This window comes from Aeromonas sp. 62-46 (assembly GCF_001898585.1).
GTDB classification, from domain to species: domain Bacteria; phylum Pseudomonadota; class Gammaproteobacteria; order Enterobacterales; family Aeromonadaceae; genus Aeromonas; species Aeromonas caviae.
Window position 1 is genome coordinate 35,891 of record NZ_MKUI01000040.1, and the last position, 14,888, is coordinate 50,778.

Sequence of the window (14,888 nt, forward strand, 5' to 3'; positions counted from 1 at the left end):
GATTCACCTCCAGGTGGTAAGCATTATCGGGAACGGAGACAGCTTATCCAGAAGCAGACTCAAAGGACAATCGTCTGTGCCTTGCCGATCCATAGCCAATGGCTATCGTCGGCAAAAAATGCACCGGCTTTCATTGCTCAAGCCGTTCGATATAGAGGATCACCTCGCCGAGATGAATGCCGAACTTGCTGATCTTCGCGCGGTTGATCAGGCGATCGTCGTCCAGCAGATACATCCAGTCATCAAAGCTCACCCTCACCACGCTCTCATCCGGCAGAGCCAGATCGAGTTGATAACGCCAGTTGAGGGCAAAGCCCTCTGTCTTGCCTACCGCCTCCCCCACCACGTCTGAAGCCGTGCCGCGCCAGTGGCCATCCGCTCCCTTGCTCAAAAACCAGGTGCGGGTCTGCCGACGGCCATCATCGAAGTAAAACTGCTCGAACAGCTCTCCCTTGCCCTCTCGCCAGTGCCCCTGCATCTCGACCCGAAAGCGACTGGTCACTTCGCCGCTGCGGTCCGTCACCAGGCCGTGGGCCACCAGCTTGCCATTGAAGAAACGGGCGAGATCCCAACCCGGCCGGGAGCCGCGATAATCGTCAAGACCCGCGCCGCAACCAGAGAGCCACAGCAGGGGTAGCAACCAGGCAAGACGCCACCAGGAAGAGAACTTCATGGAATACTCCATCAGGATTGGCCGCGCAGGCGGCGTGTCAGGGCGGGATCCCGGCTGTCGTCAGTCAGCCAGATGGCAAGAAACGCGGGGGCGAAGGCGGGATCATCGAGAGAGCCAAGGAGGCGATCTCGCAACCAGAAGTGGCCCGCTCCCTGCTCGTCCACATAAAAAACCAGCTTGTCGCCGGGGGCGACATCCGGCCAGAGCGTGGCCAGTCGAGCCAGCCAGCGTTGGCGCTCACTCTCGCTGCCAAGGCCGAGCCGCTGCCACTCGGCGGCGGTCGCCTCCAGCAAATCCTGGCGCTCGATGGCCCTCGCGTAGGTAATGCTGAGGGCCTGCGGGTAGCGCCCCGGCTGATAGCGGCCGCTCTCGCTGTAGAAGGTGGCGTCATAGAGCTTGAACCAGAGCCAGCGCATCTCCCCCTGTCCCACGGTGCGCAGCCCCTGCCAGGGGGCGGCAACGCTCTGGGCGGTCGCAAACAGTGGCAGGCTCAAGGCCGCCAGCAGCAGGCTAGTTCCACCCCATGTGCCAACGGGCGGGATCCTCCAGTTCATGCCAGTCCATCTCCTGTTCCTGCAGGGTGTTGATATCCTGCATCACCACGCTCGCCAGATGCCCCTGGGCATCGCGCTGGCAGGCCACCACCAGGTAGAAACGCTCGGCCAGCTCGCACTGGCCATCCCTGGTCCACTTGGAAAACAACAAGGTGTCGGTCGAAAAGGTGTTCATCTCGTCTCACCCTCCAGCTTGACCGTTACCCACAGGAGTACGGGTAACCACCACATCCAGATCACCGCCAGCAGCACTGCGCTTGTCCAGATGCCCCAGGGTAAGTTTACTGCCCCCATGGCGGCCCCCGCCATATAGGAGGAGGCGCCCCCCACCATGCCGAACAGCCCCTGTTGCCAGCGCGGCAAGGGGCGAAGCCAGCGAAGGCCGTGGGAGAGGGTCAGGGAGAAACCGCACCAGAGCAGCAACAGCCAGAGCGGAAAACCGGACGGAAAGTGAAACAGGCCGAGGCGCCAGAGCAGGATGTCGAGCAGGCAGCCTGCCAGGGCGACCGGGATGAGGCGCCAGTCCTGCCCGCGGCGGGGGGAGAAGATGAAATGGAGCAGCAGCATCCCGAGCAGCGGGCCCGGTTGCTGCCATGTCACCGCCAGCAACCAGTAGAGGTTGAATCCCAGCAGGTGGGCCCACTGCCACATGATCAGCGACCGCTTGCCGGCAAGTCCCCGGACCAGCCATGGGGCCCCGGCTTGGCAGCCTCCAGTTGCACCAGGCTGATGGCCCGCTCCCAGAACCCCCCTTCACAGTAGGCGAAGTAGAAGTGCCAGAGCCGGATGAAATCCTGGCTGTAACCGAGCTTGGGCAGCTCCGGGGCCAGCGCCAGGAAGCGTTCGCACCAGTGGGCCAGGGTACGGGCATAGTGGTGGCCGTGATCGTGCAGCCGTACCAGCTGCATGTCGGTCTCCCGCGCCAGCAGACCCGCCATCTGGGAGACGCAGGGCAGGCAGCCTCCCGGGAAGATGTAGCGCTGGATGAAGTCCACCCCGCGCAGATACTGGGCGTGGCGCTGATCGGCGATGGTGATGGCCTGGATCAGCAGGCGTCCGCCGGGCTTGAGCAGGCGCGACAACTGGCGGAAATAGTCGGGCAGGAAGGCGTGCCCCACCGCCTCGATCATCTCGATGGAGACCAGCTTGTCATAGCGTCCCTCCAGCTTGCGGTAATCCTCCAGCAGCAAGGTGATGCGATCCCCCAGCCCCTCCCGCTCGATCCACGCCTTGGCATAGTCGTGCTGGGCCCGGGAGATGGTAGTGGTGGTGACCCGGCAGCCGTAGTGACGGGCCGCATAGACGGCGAGACCGCCCCAGCCGGTGCCTATCTCCAGCAGGTGGTCGTCCGGCCCCAGCTCAAGCCGCTCACAGATGGTGCGCAGCTTGGCCTGCTGCCCCTCCTCCAGGGTGGCGTCCGGGTGGGGATAGATGGCGCTCGAATACTGCATGTGATCGTCGAGAAAGCCCTGATAGAGGGTGTTGCCAAGGTCATAGTGGGCGGCGATGTTGGCGCGCGAACCGGTCAGGGTATTGCGATTGAACCAGTGGCGCACCTTGTTGAACGGGAAACTGAGCCAGCCGAGGCGCCGTTCCAGGGCGTCGAGCAACAGCAGATTGCGGGCCAGCAAGCGCACCAGCGCCACCGGATCCGGGCTGGTCCAGAGACCCTCCACCCAGGTCTCTCCTGCGGCGATACTGCCCCCCAGCAGCAGGCGGCGATAAAACACCGGATCCTGCACCACCAGCTCGGCATGCAGGTCGCTGCCCGCCTTGCCGAAACGGTGGCACTCGCTGCCGTCGTGGAGCACCAGCTGGCCCTGCTCAAGGCGCGCCAGCAATTTGAGCAGCAGTTGCTTGGCCCCCTTGTCGATGAAAGAGGCAGAGAGGGTTGATTGAGCAAGTTCCATTAGCGGCTCTCCGAATGGGTCAAGAGTGGGGTCGTTCGGTTGGGATGAACCCGCACCATGGGCTGCTGACAACACCAGGAAGCGGAATTAAACGGGTGTGTCAGCGTCACGGGCGGCTCTCCGGATGGGTGAAGACGGGGGTGCGTTTGATAAAAAGGCGCAGGGCCTGCCAGTAGATCCCGAGCAGCACCTTCAGGGTCATCCAGGGCCAGCGAGCCAGCAGCGCCGCCAGCCCCTTGCGCGACAGCGGCGCGCGGCGCAGGGCCAGGGTGGCGTCAAACAGCTTGCTCTCACCGGATACGGGGTGGCTCTCGATATGGATCAGCGCCTCCTCTTTCGGCGCCCGGATGCGCCAGTGGTAGCGCATCCCCAGCCCCATGAAGGGGGAGACATGAAAATCCTTGTCATGGGGGGAGAGCGCCGCCAGATCCAGCAGGTAGTAGTGGCGCTCGTTCCAGGGGGTATTGGAGACCTCCGCCAGCAGGTAGCGGGTCTCCCCCGCCCGATCGCAGAAGTAGAAATTGACCGGGCTGAAATAAAACCCGAGGCAGCGCACGTTGCCAAGGAGCAGCACCCGCCCGCCGGGCTCCGCATCCCCCCCAAGGGCCGCCACCTTGTCCCAGACCGCCTGCTTGAGGGGCCCTTCGCTGCCCCGCAGATAGTCCTCGCGGCGAAACGAGAGCAGTCCGGCCCGCTCCACGGCAAACCAGCGCCCCTGCTCAAGCCCGGGCAGTTCGTCCAGATCCAGCCCCAGCATGAAGAGGCTGTATGAAAAAGCGTGGGCCCTGGGGGCGAAGCGGCGATGGCGCACCGAGCCTTGCCAGATGGCGCTGATCCCCTCCCCCATTCCCTCGTCCCCCTGCGTCAAGGCCGCGGCGCCGCTCATAGCTCGGCCCCGAAGCGTCTGGCCACGTCCAGGGCGCTGCGCACCCCGTCCTCGTGAAAACCGTTGTACCAGTAAGCCCCGCAGAAGTGGGTATGCTGATGGCCACAGATCTCGCCCCGTCGCTGCTGGGCGGCGATGGAGCCCTGATTGAATACCGGATGATGATAGACGAAACGGCGCAACACCTTGCTCTCGTCCACCCGTCCACGGGGATTGAGGCTGACGCAGAAGGGCGCGGAGGAGCTTACCCCCTGCAGGATGTTCATGTTGTAGCTCACCAGGGGGCGCGCCCCGTCATCCTCACCGAGCTGGTAGTTCCAGCTCGCCCACGCCTTGCGGCGCATCGGCAGACAAGAGGCGTCGGTGTGCAGCCAGACGTCGTTGGCCTGATAGGGCATGTTCCCGAGGATGGCCCTCTCTCCGTCGCTCGCATCCGCCAGCAGGGCCAGGGCCTGATCGCTGTGACAGGCGAAGATCACCTCGTCAAAATGGGCCTCCTGCCCCTGGCTGGTGACCACGACGCCATCCGCCACCCGGCGCACCGCCTCCACCGGGGTAGCAAGGCGGATGCGCGACTGCCAGCCCGCCGTGAGCGGCCCTATGTACTCTCGCGAGCCTCCCGGGATCACATACCACTGGGGCCGGTTCGCCACCTCCAGCAGCCCGTGGTTGGCGAAAAACCGCAGGAAGAAGCTCAAGGGGAAGGCACGCATGTCCGCCAGGGTGGAGGACCAGATGGCCGCTCCCATGGGCAGGATGTAGTGGCGGGCGAAATAGTCGCTGAATTTCCCCGCCTGCAGGAAGTCCCCCAGGGTCAGCTCGGGGGTCAGCTCCCGCTGGCGATGCGCGGCCAGCCAGGCCCGCGCCTCCCGGTTGAAGCGCAGGATCTCGGCGACGAAGCGATAGAAGCGCGGGCTCAGCAGATTGCGGCGCCGGGCGAACAGGGTATCGAGGTTGTGACCGTTGTACTCCATCCCCTCGGGACTCTTGACCGAGAAGCTCATCTCGGCGGGTTGGCGCCCCACCCCGATGCGCTCCAGCAATTTGAGGAAGTTGGGATAGGTGCGGTCATTGAAGACGATGAAGCCGGTGTCGATGGCATAGTGGCGCCCAGCCTGTTCCACCTCCACGGTGGCGGTGTGGCCTCCCAGGGTCGGCGCCGCCTCGAACAGGGTGATGTCATGCAGCTTGTGGAGCAGAAAACCGGCGGTGAGACCGGAGATACCGGAGCCGACGATGGCGATCTTTTTCTTCATGAAGGGCGTCCTTTCGAAACGAGTGTGCGGCCAAGGCGCAGCCAGAGCCCTGTCGGCAGGGCGCCGAGCAGGCGCAGCAGCCAAATGAAGCGACGGGGAAAGTGGATCTGGTGGCGACCGGCGGCAAGCCCCGTCATGATGGCGCGGGAAGCCTCTTCCACCGTCACCAGGCAGGGCATGGGAAAATCATTCTTGTCGGTGAGCGGCGTCTGCACGAAGCCCGGGCGGATCAGGGTCACCCCGATGCCCTTGCTGGCCAGATCCAGGCGCAACGTATCCGCCAGATAATCGAGGGCCGCCTTGGAGGCGCCATAGGCCTCCGCCCGTGGCAGGGGCAGCCAGCTCACCGAGGAGCTGACGATGGCAAGCCGTCCACCCGCCCCCAGCCGCGGCAGCAAGGCGGCCAGGGCGTTGCCGGTGGCAATGAGGTTGGTCTCGATGACCCGGGCAAACAGGGCGCCGTCAAAGCCTTCTGCCGGATCCATGTATTCACAGTTGCCCGCATTGAGAATGAGCAGGTCGAGGGCGGGCAGACTCGCGGCCACCCCGGCCATGGCGGCGCTGTCGCGCGCATCAAATCGCAAAGGGGTGATCCCCAGGTCGGCCAGTGCCTGCAAGCGCACCTCGTCCCGGCCACAACCCCACACCTGCCAGCCGACGCGCCGATAATCCAGCGCCAGCTGGCGGCCGATGCCCGAGGTGGCCCCGGTGATCAGCACCCGGCCGCTCATGTCCCCAGCCTCCCCTTGATGGCACGTACCACGGGCCCCAGCAGCGGCAACTGCTCGTAGAGCATGGCCCCGAGATCGAAGTAGTCCCGGTGCAGGCACACCTTGCCCCAGGAGTCGAACGTCAGCCGGGTGGCACCCTCGACCCTGACAGCCCGGCCACCGGCAATCCTGGGGTGGGAGAAGGTCATGACCCAGGCGAGCCAGGCTTCGTTGCCCGACTGCTGCTGACTCGTTATCTCGAAGCTGCACTGGGCAAGGCGCTCATAAAGGGAGGAAAAGTAGCGGGTGAGCGCGGCCAGCCCCTCTATCCGGTGCGCAGGATCGATGAAGAGCACCTCATCGGCATAGACCTCCGGCAAGCGGTGCAACTGATGCTTGTCCAATTGCAGGTAGAGGATGACAAAGCGGGCCAGCGCGTCATTCATGCTAGTTTTTCTCCAGTTCGCGGAACATCTCGATGGCACTCACCCGTGCAACGGCATGATCCACCATGGGGGCCGGATAATTCTGCCGCCCCTTGAGCCGCAACCAGTCGTGGGGCTCGTGGAGATAGGCAGCAGGCACATCCGCCAGCTCAGTGACCCAGGTACGAATGAACTCCCCTTGTGGATCAAATCGTTGCCCCTGGGTGGTGGGGTTGAAGACCCGGAAATAGGGCGCCGCATCGGCCCCGGTCCCCGCCGCCCACTGCCAGCCGCCATTGTTGGCCGCCAGATCCCCGTCGATGAGCCGACTCATGAAGTAGTCCTCCCCAAGCCGCCAGTGGATGTGGAGATCCTTGGTGAGGAAGCTCGCCACTATCATTCGCAGCCGGTTGTGCATCCAGCCGGTGGCGTTGAGGCAACGCATGGCCGCATCGACCACGGGGTAGCCGGTGCGCCCCTCGCACCAGGCGGCGAAGGCATCCGGATCCCAGCTCCACGGCAGGGCCGCCGTCTCCGGCTTGAAGGGGCGGTTCATGGAGAGGCTCGGGATCAGCACCAGCAAGTGGCGGTAGAACTCGCGCCAGATGAGCTCGTTGAGCCAGACGAAACCGGGTTGGGCCTTCGACTGGGGCCGGTAGCCGAGACGCTGCTGCAGCGCCCCCACGCACTGGCGGGCACTGATGATGCCCGCCGCCAGATAGGGGGAGAGCACGGAGGTGCCCGCCAGCGCCGGAAAGTCCCGGGTCTCGCCGTAATCGAGCACCGCCTGATCCAGAAAAGCGTGCAACCGGCGGCTCGCCTCGGCCTCCCCCACCGGCCAGCGGGTGTCCGCCGTCAGCTCCCCCAGCCCGTCGTCCACCCACTCCCGCTCGGCCAGGGGCAGCCACGGCAACGGCTCGCCGCGTGGTGCGGGGGCACGGTGAATGACGAAGCCATCCTCCTCGAGAGCCTTGAGCCAGGCGCGGCTGAAGGGGGTGAAGACCTTGAACATCTCCCCCGACCCGGTCAGCACCCGACCGGGCGGCAGCACGCAGCAGCCGTTGAACCAGTGGCTGGTCAGGCCCTGCTCCCCCAGCGCGGCGCTGACAGCGTGGTCGCGGCGCAGCTCGTCAATCTCGATGGCCTGGTTGGCGTAGAGCTGGCTCACCCCGAGCTCCCGGCAGAGCGCCGTCAGCGCCGTCGGCACCTCGGCAAAGGTCTCGACCCGCAGCAGATGAAGCGGAATGCCGAGGGCCGCCAGCTCGCGGCCCATGGCATCCACCTGTGCCAGCATGAAGCGCTGGCGGACCGGGGCCAGCTTGTGCGCCTGCCACTGGGTCGGCGAGACGATGAAGAGTGCGGCGACCGGTTCATCTCCGGCGCAGGCGTGGCGCAGGGCCGGGTTGTCGGCCAGACGCAGATCGTTGCGAAACCAGACCAGCCTCATGACGGTGTTCTCCCGCCCTTGCCCTTCGCCTTGGCAGTGCGGGGCGTCGCACTGACCTCTGCCAGGGTGGCGTGCCAGTTGCGGGCACGCCGCCACGGCTCATCGTAGAGGCGTCCCAGCTCGCCAAAGAAGCGGGTACCCGCAGGCCATTCGGCGGCCTGGTCCTGCTTGCCGAGCCCGGCCCCCAGCAGGATCAGCCAGGGGGGGGTGGCGCGCCCCTCCAGCAGGGTGGCATGGCGGGGCTCCACCGCCCCCAGCAGTTGCACCTCATATCCCTGACCGATGAGCTCATACGCAGCCCAGACCAGATCCAGCGGCCCCACCTGCCCCCAGCTTGCCAGGGTGACGGGCACGCCCTTCTCCTGCTCGATGAGGTGGCGGGCGAAGCGGGTATGCAGCCAGCCGAGCCACACCTGTTGCAGCAGCTCGCCATCGGGGCGCTCGCGCCACAGCCCCAGCAGCCGCTCCACCAGGGGCTGCAGCACCCGGCTGCGCACCAGCTCGAAGGGGTAGCTCGCCAGCAGATCGCCAAGCTCGGCCTCCGCCTTGCGCTGGTTGAAGGCGAGCAGCGCCTGGCTGAACTGCTCCAGGGTCTGCTGCCAGTGGTCGCTCACCGGCGCACTCTGGGGCTCGCTCAGCAGCCCCTTCACCTGACCTATGCTCACCCCCCGCTCCAGCCAGCTCAGGATCTCGCCTATCTGGCGGATATCCTGCTCGCTGTAGAGGCGATGGCCCTTCTCGGTTCGGGCCGGTTGCACCAGCCCGTAGCGGCGCTGCCAGGCGCGCAGGGTGACGGCGTTGACGCCGGTGAGGCGGGAGACCTCGCGAATGGGGTAGACGCCCTCGTCGGGGAGAGGCGCGGCTGCTTGTGATTCATCAGACATGAGAGAGTCCATCAAACGTTGGGAAGAGGCCCCGGTCATCCGCCGGGGCCTGCACAGAGGGTTCAGAGCCCGTAGCGCAGCTTGAGCGTGTCGGGATGAAGGTCGAGGTAGGCCTGATCGGCCAAATCCAGCCACACCTTCACAGCCCGTAACGCAATTTCAGCGTGTCGGGATGGGGATTGAGGTACACCTGCTCGGCGAGATAGGGGTTCGGGTACTCGCGCAGGTAGTGGCGGATCAGGGTAAGGGGCACCAGCAACGGGAAGACGCCGGTGCGGTACTTGTCGATGGTGTCGCACAGCTCCTGCTTCTGGGCCGGGGTCAGCACCCGCTTGAAGTAGCCCTGCAGGTGCATCAGCACATTGGTGTGGCTGCGGCGGTTGGCCCGCAGGGTCAGCGCCGCCATCAACCCCTGGATGTAGCTGTCGGCCACCTCCTGCAAGTTGGCCTTGCCAAGGTTGGCGAGCAGGCGCCCCAGCGCCCGGTAGTGGGTGGTGGCGTGGGAGAGCACCAGGTACTTGTAGCGTGAATGGAAGCGGATCAGGGCTGAGGCGGTGATCCCCCGGGCGCAAAGCTGCTGCCAGTCGTGGTAGGCGAAGACCCGCAGCACGAAGTTCTCCCGCAGGATGGGGTCGCACAGGCGGCCATCTTCCTCCACCGGCAGCAGGGGGTTGGCCTCCATCAGCGCCTTGGCAAAGAGGCCGACCCCCTCCTTGGCGCTCCCCTCGTTGTTGGCGCCATAGATGCGCACCCGCTCCATGCCGCAGCTGGGGGACTTGGCGCAGAGGATGTAGCCGGAGAGGAAGTCGAGTTGGCGTGCCTTCTGCTCGCTGAAGGCAATCAGCTTGTCGGTGACGTCGAAGCTGCCGTTGCTTGCCTCGGCCCGCACCTCGCCCTGGCGCTTCACCAGCCGGATGGCGGCGCGGGGAGCCCCCAGGCCAATGGCCATCTCGGGGCAGACGGGGTGATAGTCGAAATGGGCGCCCAGATCCCGTTCGCAGAAACTGGAGCGCTTGTGGCCCCCGTCGAAGCGCACTTCCTGACCGAGCAGACAGGCACTGATACCGACCTTTATCTTGTACATGATGAAGCCCCTTGTATAAGCCTTGAGTAAGTTATAGCAGTTATACAAAAGATTGGAAGCTGTATAACTATTGCGAACTGATACGGCCAGGGGGCGGCGGGCGGATCAGCCCCCATAAAAAAAACCCATGACCGAAGTCATGGGTAAAGGTGAAGACCCTGCAGGAAGGATGATCAGAAGCTGTATTTCACACCCAGGCTGGAGATGGAGCCTTTTTGCAGATCCCAGTTGCGATAGGTGTAGTCGGCGGTGAGGGCCAGGTTCTGGGTCAGCTTGTAGGCCGCCCCCGCCTTGAAGTCGTGCATGTCATCGGTCATGTTGGCGTAGCGATAGCCGGTGGAGAGCTCGACGGCGCCGATGTCGTAGCGCAGGCCCACTTCTCCGTAGAGGCTGCCGCTCTTCTTGCGGGCCAGGGTATCCCAACCGGAATGGTTCACGTCGGAGGCCAGCTCCCGTTCCAGGCTGTAGCCCATCAGGCCGGTTTCACCGTAGAGGTTCAGGCCGGTGCTGAGGGGGGTGTAGACACCCATCCCCAGACTGGAGATGGCCATGCTGTCGTTGCCGCTGCTGCGGGAGGTGTATTCGCTGCCGATCCGGCCATAGACATTGCTGGTGAAGCTCTTGGAGAGATCCAGGCTCAGGCCGCCGAAGTCGCGGTTCTCCCCATCCTTGCCACCGATGTAGTCAGACTTGGTGTGGGCCCAGGTGGCAGAGCCCTTGGCATAGCTGAAGGCATCTTGCGCCAGGACGGAGGTGGAAGAGAGACCGGCCAGAACCAGAACAGACAGTGCGATCTTTTGCATTTTGTTGACTCCATGGGTTGAGTTAGGCGGACCTAACTGGAATGGAGCCATTGTGACGGGCAAAGGGGGCAACGCCGAGGAGCAAGCTGTTGCCAAACCATGTCAGATGTAAGCGGATATTGCTGGCAGTTACCGGTGCAACACTCTGCGGGGGAGCGAGGGCTCCCCCGCCGTCATCCTAGCGGAACTCCACCTCGTCGATCTGCACCCGCACCAGCGGCTTGCCGGTGAGGCCGGCGGGTCGTGCCAGCTCGATGGCCCGGGAGGCGCGAGCCTCCCCCTTGCGCAGGTAGGAGTCAGGCAGGCGGTTCTCCCCGACCCAGAAGCGCACGGGCTCGGTCGAGAGCTGCACCCCGTCGGCGCTGAACAGGGTCAGGCTGCCGTTGACGCGCACCACGTTGCGACTGCCGGTGTTGCTCACCACGAACTGCAGGCTGAGGGGATCGTCCCCCGCCACCTGGTCCAGCTTCACCGTGATGCCGTCCCGGGTCGCCTGGGAGAGCAAGTCGGGATGGGCCATGGCCTGCTCGGTCAGCACCGGGGCCGCGACACTCGCCGTCACTGCCTGACCGGCTACCGTGGCTGCCGGCTTGACCAGCAGGTATTCCCAGGTGAAATCGTCATTGAGTTGCACCTGGCGACCATCCGGCAAGGTGATCTGGTGCAGGGGAGCCGCCTCGGCCAGCAGAGGGCACAGACAGAGGGCGACCAGCAGTCGGGAGAGGGGTTTCATGGGCAGGCACTCGATAAAGGATGCGAAGGGGGCAGTATAAAGAGTCGCGCCCTCCTTGCCTATGACCCCCCTCACGTTACGCCCCGGCTCAGATGACCAGGGGGTGGGGATCCTCCAGCGTGGCCAGATCCAGGGTCACCAGATCGAACTGGGCACTCCTGAGGGCCTTCTGGATGGTGGGCTGCATGTCGAACACCAGGGCCCGCAGCCGTTCGGGCACCCGGATCCTCGCAAGGGTGGTGACCCTGTCACCCAGGGTATGGAAGAAGACCTGGGCTCCCCCCAGCCCCATGTCCACCAGCATCTGCTCGGCCATGTCGACCATCCGCAGGTGCCGCCTGTCCAGGGAGGTCATATCGACAAACCGCCGGCTCAGGCAGGCCTCCCCCACGTCTCCCCAGAGCGCCAGTTGCCGCTTGTGAAAGCCGTAGCGAAAATCCCGGTTGGTCATCCCCTGCTCGGCAAAGATCCAGAGGGTGTTGGCGGGCAGGCTGTGGAATCGGCGCAGGTACTCCCGCTTCTCCTCCACCGAGGCCGACATCAGCAGCGGCGGGCCCTCTTCATGTTCGAGCTGCTGGCAGAGGTAGCGCACCGGGTCAGTCACCTCGGCGAGGTGGCCCAGGTGCGCGCTGAAGATCATCTCGTCGGTCTTGAGCACCTGATGGGGGATGCCGTAGTGCCGGCAGTAGCGCTGTGCCCTGGCCACCGACTGGCGGCTGAGGGTGGGGTTGTCCAGGGTGATGGCGCGAAATCGCACCCCGCTGGCCCGGCACAGATCCATGCTGTAGCAAGATTCCAGTCGGCCGGAGAAGGAGACAAGCAGTTCGCTGTAACCGGCCAGGGTGTTGATGAGCCTCTGTTCCCTGGCTTGAAAGGTCTGATCGTATCCCCGATGCAGCGCAACGACATTGGCATCCATAACAACAACTCCGGATGATGAACTGGATACCATTTTGCCCGCACCAAGCTGAATATACACTTAAAGAGCATGGATAAAGCTGTACGTTATTTGCCCTCAATCAAGGTTTTGCCCACTTTTTTCGCTGCGAAGCGAAACTGGCTCTCCTCAGGCAGGCAACAACCCCTGAGCGATCAGATGCGCCCGGCACCGGGCCGGATCGGTGAAGATCAGCCCCCGCAGACCGAGCGCCTCGGCCGCCGCCACGTTGGCCGGGCTGTCGTCGATAAAGAGGCACTCCCCAGCCTTGAGGTCGAACGACACCAGCAGATAGCGGTAGATGTCGGGCTCGGGTTTGAGCATTCGCACCCGGGCCGACACCACCTTGCCGCTGAAGAAGCGCCAGAAGGACTGATGCTGCTCCAGCCAGTCGATGCTGGCGTGCCCCATGTTGGAGAGGGCATAGAGGGGGTGGCCTGCACCGTGCAATTCTTCGATGAGCGCCACCATGGCGGGATCCGGCACAAGGGAGGACGGCACCGCCTGCAAGATGGCCAGATTCTCCGCCATCGACAGGCCGGTGCGCCCCTGCGCCTGACGGGCCATGGTGTGCAGGGAGAGGGTCCCCCTGTCCACCTCCAGCCAGTCCGGGTGGTTGAACAGCTGCTCCGCGATCGCAGTCGCCCCCTCGGGTCCGCGCACCCCACTCACTATGGCCACCGGATCCCAGCGCACCACCACCCTGCCCAGATCGAAGATCACCGCCATCGTCTCGTCCCCTCTATGTGTTGTTGCCACGGATGTGGTCACGGCGGTTGCCACAAACAGGGACCAGAACGACGCTCACTCCCCCTCGGCAACCCGAGCCACCACCCTGCCCCGTTCAACGCCCCCGGGCAAGTTTTACTTGCATCGCACCGCCAAATCCCTTAATGGTTATGGCGTTACATTCAGGACACGCCCATGAACACACCATTCTTCTTTGTTTTCTCGTTTACCCGGCCCACATGAGGGAAGGCCCGTCGTCACGTGAACCATTCGCGTAAACAGAAACCAAAGACGAATCGAGCCTCCCCAGCGGAGGCTTTTTTTTGCACCACACACCACAGAATCACTGGATAGGGAACCACCATGGCAACGCTCGACGAGATCAGACACGACATCACCCAGTTGGATCAGGAGCTGCTCGCCCTGCTGGCCAAACGCAAGACCCTCAGCATCGAGGTCGCCCGCGCCAAGCAGGCCAATCCCCGTCCCATCCGTGACCACCAGCGCGAGCAGGACTTGCTGGTCGCCCTGATCCAGAAAGGGCGCGCCCTCGGACTGGATGCCCAGTACATCACCCGCATCTACCACACCATCATCGAAGACTCCGTGCTCTCCCAGCAGGCCTACCTGCAGAGCCTGCTCAACCCCCAGCAGCAGGAGCCCATGACCAGCGTCGCCTACCTGGGACCACGCGGCTCCTACTCGAGCCTGGCCGCCCGCAAGTACCTGGCCCGCTACAAGGATCAGGTGATCGAGGTGAACTGCCAGAACTTCCGCGAGGTGCTGGACACCGTGGAGTCGGGCCGTGCCGCCTTCGGGGTGCTGCCCATCGAGAACACCAGCTCGGGCTCCATCAACGAGGTGTACGACGTGATGCAGCACACCACCCTCTCCATCGTGGGTGAACTCACCTATCCCATCGAGCACTGCATCCTCACCGCCGTGCCCACCGAGCTCGAACGCATCAAGACCTTCTACGCCCATCCCCAGGTGTTCCAGCAGTGCTCCCATTACCTCAGCAAGCTGGAAGGGGCGCGCCACGAGATCTGCGACTCCTCCTCCAGCGCCATGATGAAGGTGAAGGAGCTGGCAAGCCCGGAAGCGGCGGCCATCGGCAGCGCCGCCGGCGGCGAGCTCTATGGCCTCGACGTGCTGGCCGAGCAGCTCGCCAACCAGAAGGAGAACTACAGCCGCTTCATCGTGGTGGCGCGCAAGCCCATCGACGTGGCGCCCCAGATCCCGGCCAAGACCACCCTCATCATGTCCACCTCCCAGAAGCCGGGCTCCCTGGTGGAGGCGCTGCTGGTGCTGCGCAGCCACGAGATCAACATGACCAAGCTGGAATCCCGTCCGGTGCAGGGCAACCCCTGGGAGGAGATGTTCTACCTGGATGTCTCCGCCAACCTGCAGACCCCGGCCATGCAGGCCGCCCTGCTGGAGCTGACCAAGATCACCCGCTACATCAAGGTGCTGGGCTGCTACCCGAGCGAAGACGTCAAGCCGACCGCCGTGCCGCCCGTCTTGATGGGAAGCTGATGGGGAGCGGATCCCGCCCCTGCCGCACAAAGGCGAGCCCCGGCTCGCCTTTGTGCTCTCTGCGCCCTCCCCGTGAGACGCGGCCCAGTCCCGCCCTTCCCTTCCGGCGTTAAACCGCCCTCCACCGCCTTCCTCGTGGACCCGGGATCCTGGCGCTGCTGTCTTTCCACTCACCATCAGGCCATCTTCCTCCCGTTGCGGCCCCCTTTTGCCGCCTGCCGGGCCTTTCTATCGTTTGAATTTATTTAACGACATGGCAGCATCGTTAGATTTCCCTAAACAAAAAAGGCCGCCATTCCGGCGCCCGGGCACCTCTTGTTC

17 protein-coding genes and 1 other annotated feature are annotated in these 14,888 nt (G+C 64.4%); of the genes, 1 reads left to right on the plus strand and 16 read right to left on the minus strand.

The window, feature by feature from the left end; translation table 11 throughout:
* Positions 1–130 precede the first annotated feature (130 nt).
* The 16 genes from BGO64_RS13050 to BGO64_RS13125 form a co-directional block, all read right to left on the minus strand.
* Entirely contained in the window at positions 131–673 is a 543-nt protein-coding gene (locus tag BGO64_RS13050; protein ID WP_080768134.1) for a DUF3833 domain-containing protein, read from the minus strand.
* A gap of 11 nt (positions 674–684) precedes the next feature.
* Positions 685–1,227, minus strand: a complete 543-nt coding sequence (locus BGO64_RS13055) for a chalcone isomerase family protein (protein WP_286700794.1) — start codon at positions 1,225–1,227, stop codon at positions 685–687.
* On the minus strand, positions 1,184–1,402 hold the full coding sequence (locus tag BGO64_RS13060) for a TIGR02450 family Trp-rich protein (protein WP_010673326.1): 219 nt from the start codon (positions 1,400–1,402) through the stop codon (positions 1,184–1,186). The genes BGO64_RS13055 and BGO64_RS13060 overlap by 44 nt, the downstream gene beginning before the upstream one ends.
* Entirely contained in the window at positions 1,399–1,878 is a 480-nt protein-coding gene (locus BGO64_RS13065; RefSeq protein ID WP_270672239.1) for a DUF2878 domain-containing protein, read from the minus strand. The genes BGO64_RS13060 and BGO64_RS13065 overlap by 4 nt, the downstream gene beginning before the upstream one ends.
* 2 nt (positions 1,879–1,880) lie before the next feature.
* Complete coding sequence (locus tag BGO64_RS13070; protein ID WP_286700795.1) at positions 1,881–3,137, minus strand: SAM-dependent methyltransferase; 1,257 nt, start codon at positions 3,135–3,137, stop codon at positions 1,881–1,883.
* 106 nt (positions 3,138–3,243) lie between these two features.
* Complete coding sequence (locus BGO64_RS13075; protein WP_042017709.1) at positions 3,244–4,023, minus strand: DUF1365 domain-containing protein; 780 nt, start codon at positions 4,021–4,023, stop codon at positions 3,244–3,246.
* Positions 4,020–5,279 (minus strand): NAD(P)/FAD-dependent oxidoreductase, encoded by a 1,260-nt coding sequence (locus BGO64_RS13080; RefSeq protein WP_286700796.1) that lies wholly within the window; start codon positions 5,277–5,279, stop codon positions 4,020–4,022. The genes BGO64_RS13075 and BGO64_RS13080 overlap by 4 nt, the downstream gene beginning before the upstream one ends.
* The gene (locus tag BGO64_RS13085; RefSeq protein WP_286700797.1) at positions 5,276–6,010 is read right to left on the minus strand and encodes an SDR family NAD(P)-dependent oxidoreductase; all 735 of its coding nucleotides are present in this window, start codon (positions 6,008–6,010) and stop codon (positions 5,276–5,278) included. The genes BGO64_RS13080 and BGO64_RS13085 overlap by 4 nt, the downstream gene beginning before the upstream one ends.
* Positions 6,007–6,435, minus strand: a complete 429-nt coding sequence (locus BGO64_RS13090; RefSeq protein WP_010673320.1) for a nuclear transport factor 2 family protein — start codon at positions 6,433–6,435, stop codon at positions 6,007–6,009. The genes BGO64_RS13085 and BGO64_RS13090 overlap by 4 nt, the downstream gene beginning before the upstream one ends.
* 1 nt (position 6,436) lies before the next feature.
* Positions 6,437–7,861, minus strand: a complete 1,425-nt coding sequence (gene phrB / locus BGO64_RS13095; RefSeq protein ID WP_286700798.1) for a deoxyribodipyrimidine photo-lyase — start codon at positions 7,859–7,861, stop codon at positions 6,437–6,439.
* Complete coding sequence (locus tag BGO64_RS13100) at positions 7,858–8,745, minus strand: MerR family transcriptional regulator (protein WP_042864296.1); 888 nt, start codon at positions 8,743–8,745, stop codon at positions 7,858–7,860. The genes phrB and BGO64_RS13100 overlap by 4 nt, the downstream gene beginning before the upstream one ends.
* A 139-nt stretch (positions 8,746–8,884) precedes the next feature.
* Complete coding sequence (locus BGO64_RS13105) at positions 8,885–9,829, minus strand: YbgA family protein (protein WP_010673317.1); 945 nt, start codon at positions 9,827–9,829, stop codon at positions 8,885–8,887.
* A gap of 173 nt (positions 9,830–10,002) precedes the next feature.
* On the minus strand, positions 10,003–10,632 hold the full coding sequence (locus BGO64_RS13110) for an outer membrane beta-barrel protein (protein ID WP_039041374.1): 630 nt from the start codon (positions 10,630–10,632) through the stop codon (positions 10,003–10,005).
* A 178-nt stretch (positions 10,633–10,810) separates the two neighbouring features.
* Positions 10,811–11,365, minus strand: coding sequence for a DUF3157 family protein (locus tag BGO64_RS13115; RefSeq protein ID WP_042864298.1), 555 nt, complete (start codon positions 11,363–11,365; stop codon positions 10,811–10,813).
* An 88-nt stretch (positions 11,366–11,453) separates the two neighbouring features.
* Positions 11,454–12,284 (minus strand): adenine nucleotide alpha-hydrolase family protein, encoded by an 831-nt coding sequence (locus BGO64_RS13120; RefSeq protein ID WP_045523647.1) that lies wholly within the window; start codon positions 12,282–12,284, stop codon positions 11,454–11,456.
* Positions 12,285–12,431: 147 nt separating this feature from the next.
* A complete protein-coding gene (locus BGO64_RS13125; protein WP_049637016.1) occupies positions 12,432–13,031 on the minus strand; it encodes an HAD family hydrolase in 600 nt (199 codons plus the stop codon).
* 191 nt (positions 13,032–13,222) lie between these two features.
* Positions 13,223–13,356, plus strand: a sequence feature (Phe leader region).
* Between the two features lie 38 nt (positions 13,357–13,394).
* Between BGO64_RS13125 and pheA the strand changes: the two genes are divergently transcribed.
* Positions 13,395–14,567: a prephenate dehydratase gene (pheA, locus tag BGO64_RS13130; RefSeq protein WP_286700799.1), complete on the plus strand. Its 1,173-nt coding sequence runs from the start codon at positions 13,395–13,397 to the stop codon at positions 14,565–14,567.
* Positions 14,568–14,888 lie beyond the last annotated feature (321 nt).

Bases quoted from the DNA above. Each gene is read 5' to 3' on its own strand.
- BGO64_RS13050 (WP_080768134.1), bottom strand. From the start codon at position 673: ATGAAGTTCTCTTCCTGGTGGCGTCTTGCCTGGTTGCTACCCCTGCTG.
- BGO64_RS13055 (WP_286700794.1), bottom strand. From the start codon at position 1,227: ATGAACTGGAGGATCCCGCCCGTTGGCACATGGGGTGGAACTAGCCTG.
- BGO64_RS13060 (WP_010673326.1), bottom strand. From the start codon at position 1,402: ATGAACACCTTTTCGACCGACACCTTGTTGTTTTCCAAGTGGACCAGG.
- BGO64_RS13065 (WP_270672239.1), bottom strand. From the start codon at position 1,878: ATGTGGCAGTGGGCCCACCTGCTGGGATTCAACCTCTACTGGTTGCTG.
- BGO64_RS13070 (WP_286700795.1), bottom strand. From the start codon at position 3,137: ATGGAACTTGCTCAATCAACCCTCTCTGCCTCTTTCATCGACAAGGGG.
- BGO64_RS13075 (WP_042017709.1), bottom strand. From the start codon at position 4,023: ATGAGCGGCGCCGCGGCCTTGACGCAGGGGGACGAGGGAATGGGGGAG.
- BGO64_RS13080 (WP_286700796.1), bottom strand. From the start codon at position 5,279: ATGAAGAAAAAGATCGCCATCGTCGGCTCCGGTATCTCCGGTCTCACC.
- BGO64_RS13085 (WP_286700797.1), bottom strand. From the start codon at position 6,010: ATGAGCGGCCGGGTGCTGATCACCGGGGCCACCTCGGGCATCGGCCGC.
- BGO64_RS13090 (WP_010673320.1), bottom strand. From the start codon at position 6,435: ATGAATGACGCGCTGGCCCGCTTTGTCATCCTCTACCTGCAATTGGAC.
- phrB (WP_286700798.1), bottom strand. From the start codon at position 7,861: ATGAGGCTGGTCTGGTTTCGCAACGATCTGCGTCTGGCCGACAACCCG.
- BGO64_RS13100 (WP_042864296.1), bottom strand. From the start codon at position 8,745: ATGTCTGATGAATCACAAGCAGCCGCGCCTCTCCCCGACGAGGGCGTC.
- BGO64_RS13105 (WP_010673317.1), bottom strand. From the start codon at position 9,829: ATGTACAAGATAAAGGTCGGTATCAGTGCCTGTCTGCTCGGTCAGGAA.
- BGO64_RS13110 (WP_039041374.1), bottom strand. From the start codon at position 10,632: ATGCAAAAGATCGCACTGTCTGTTCTGGTTCTGGCCGGTCTCTCTTCC.
- BGO64_RS13115 (WP_042864298.1), bottom strand. From the start codon at position 11,365: ATGAAACCCCTCTCCCGACTGCTGGTCGCCCTCTGTCTGTGCCCTCTG.
- BGO64_RS13120 (WP_045523647.1), bottom strand. From the start codon at position 12,284: ATGGATGCCAATGTCGTTGCGCTGCATCGGGGATACGATCAGACCTTT.
- BGO64_RS13125 (WP_049637016.1), bottom strand. From the start codon at position 13,031: ATGGCGGTGATCTTCGATCTGGGCAGGGTGGTGGTGCGCTGGGATCCG.
- pheA (WP_286700799.1), top strand. From the start codon at position 13,395: ATGGCAACGCTCGACGAGATCAGACACGACATCACCCAGTTGGATCAG.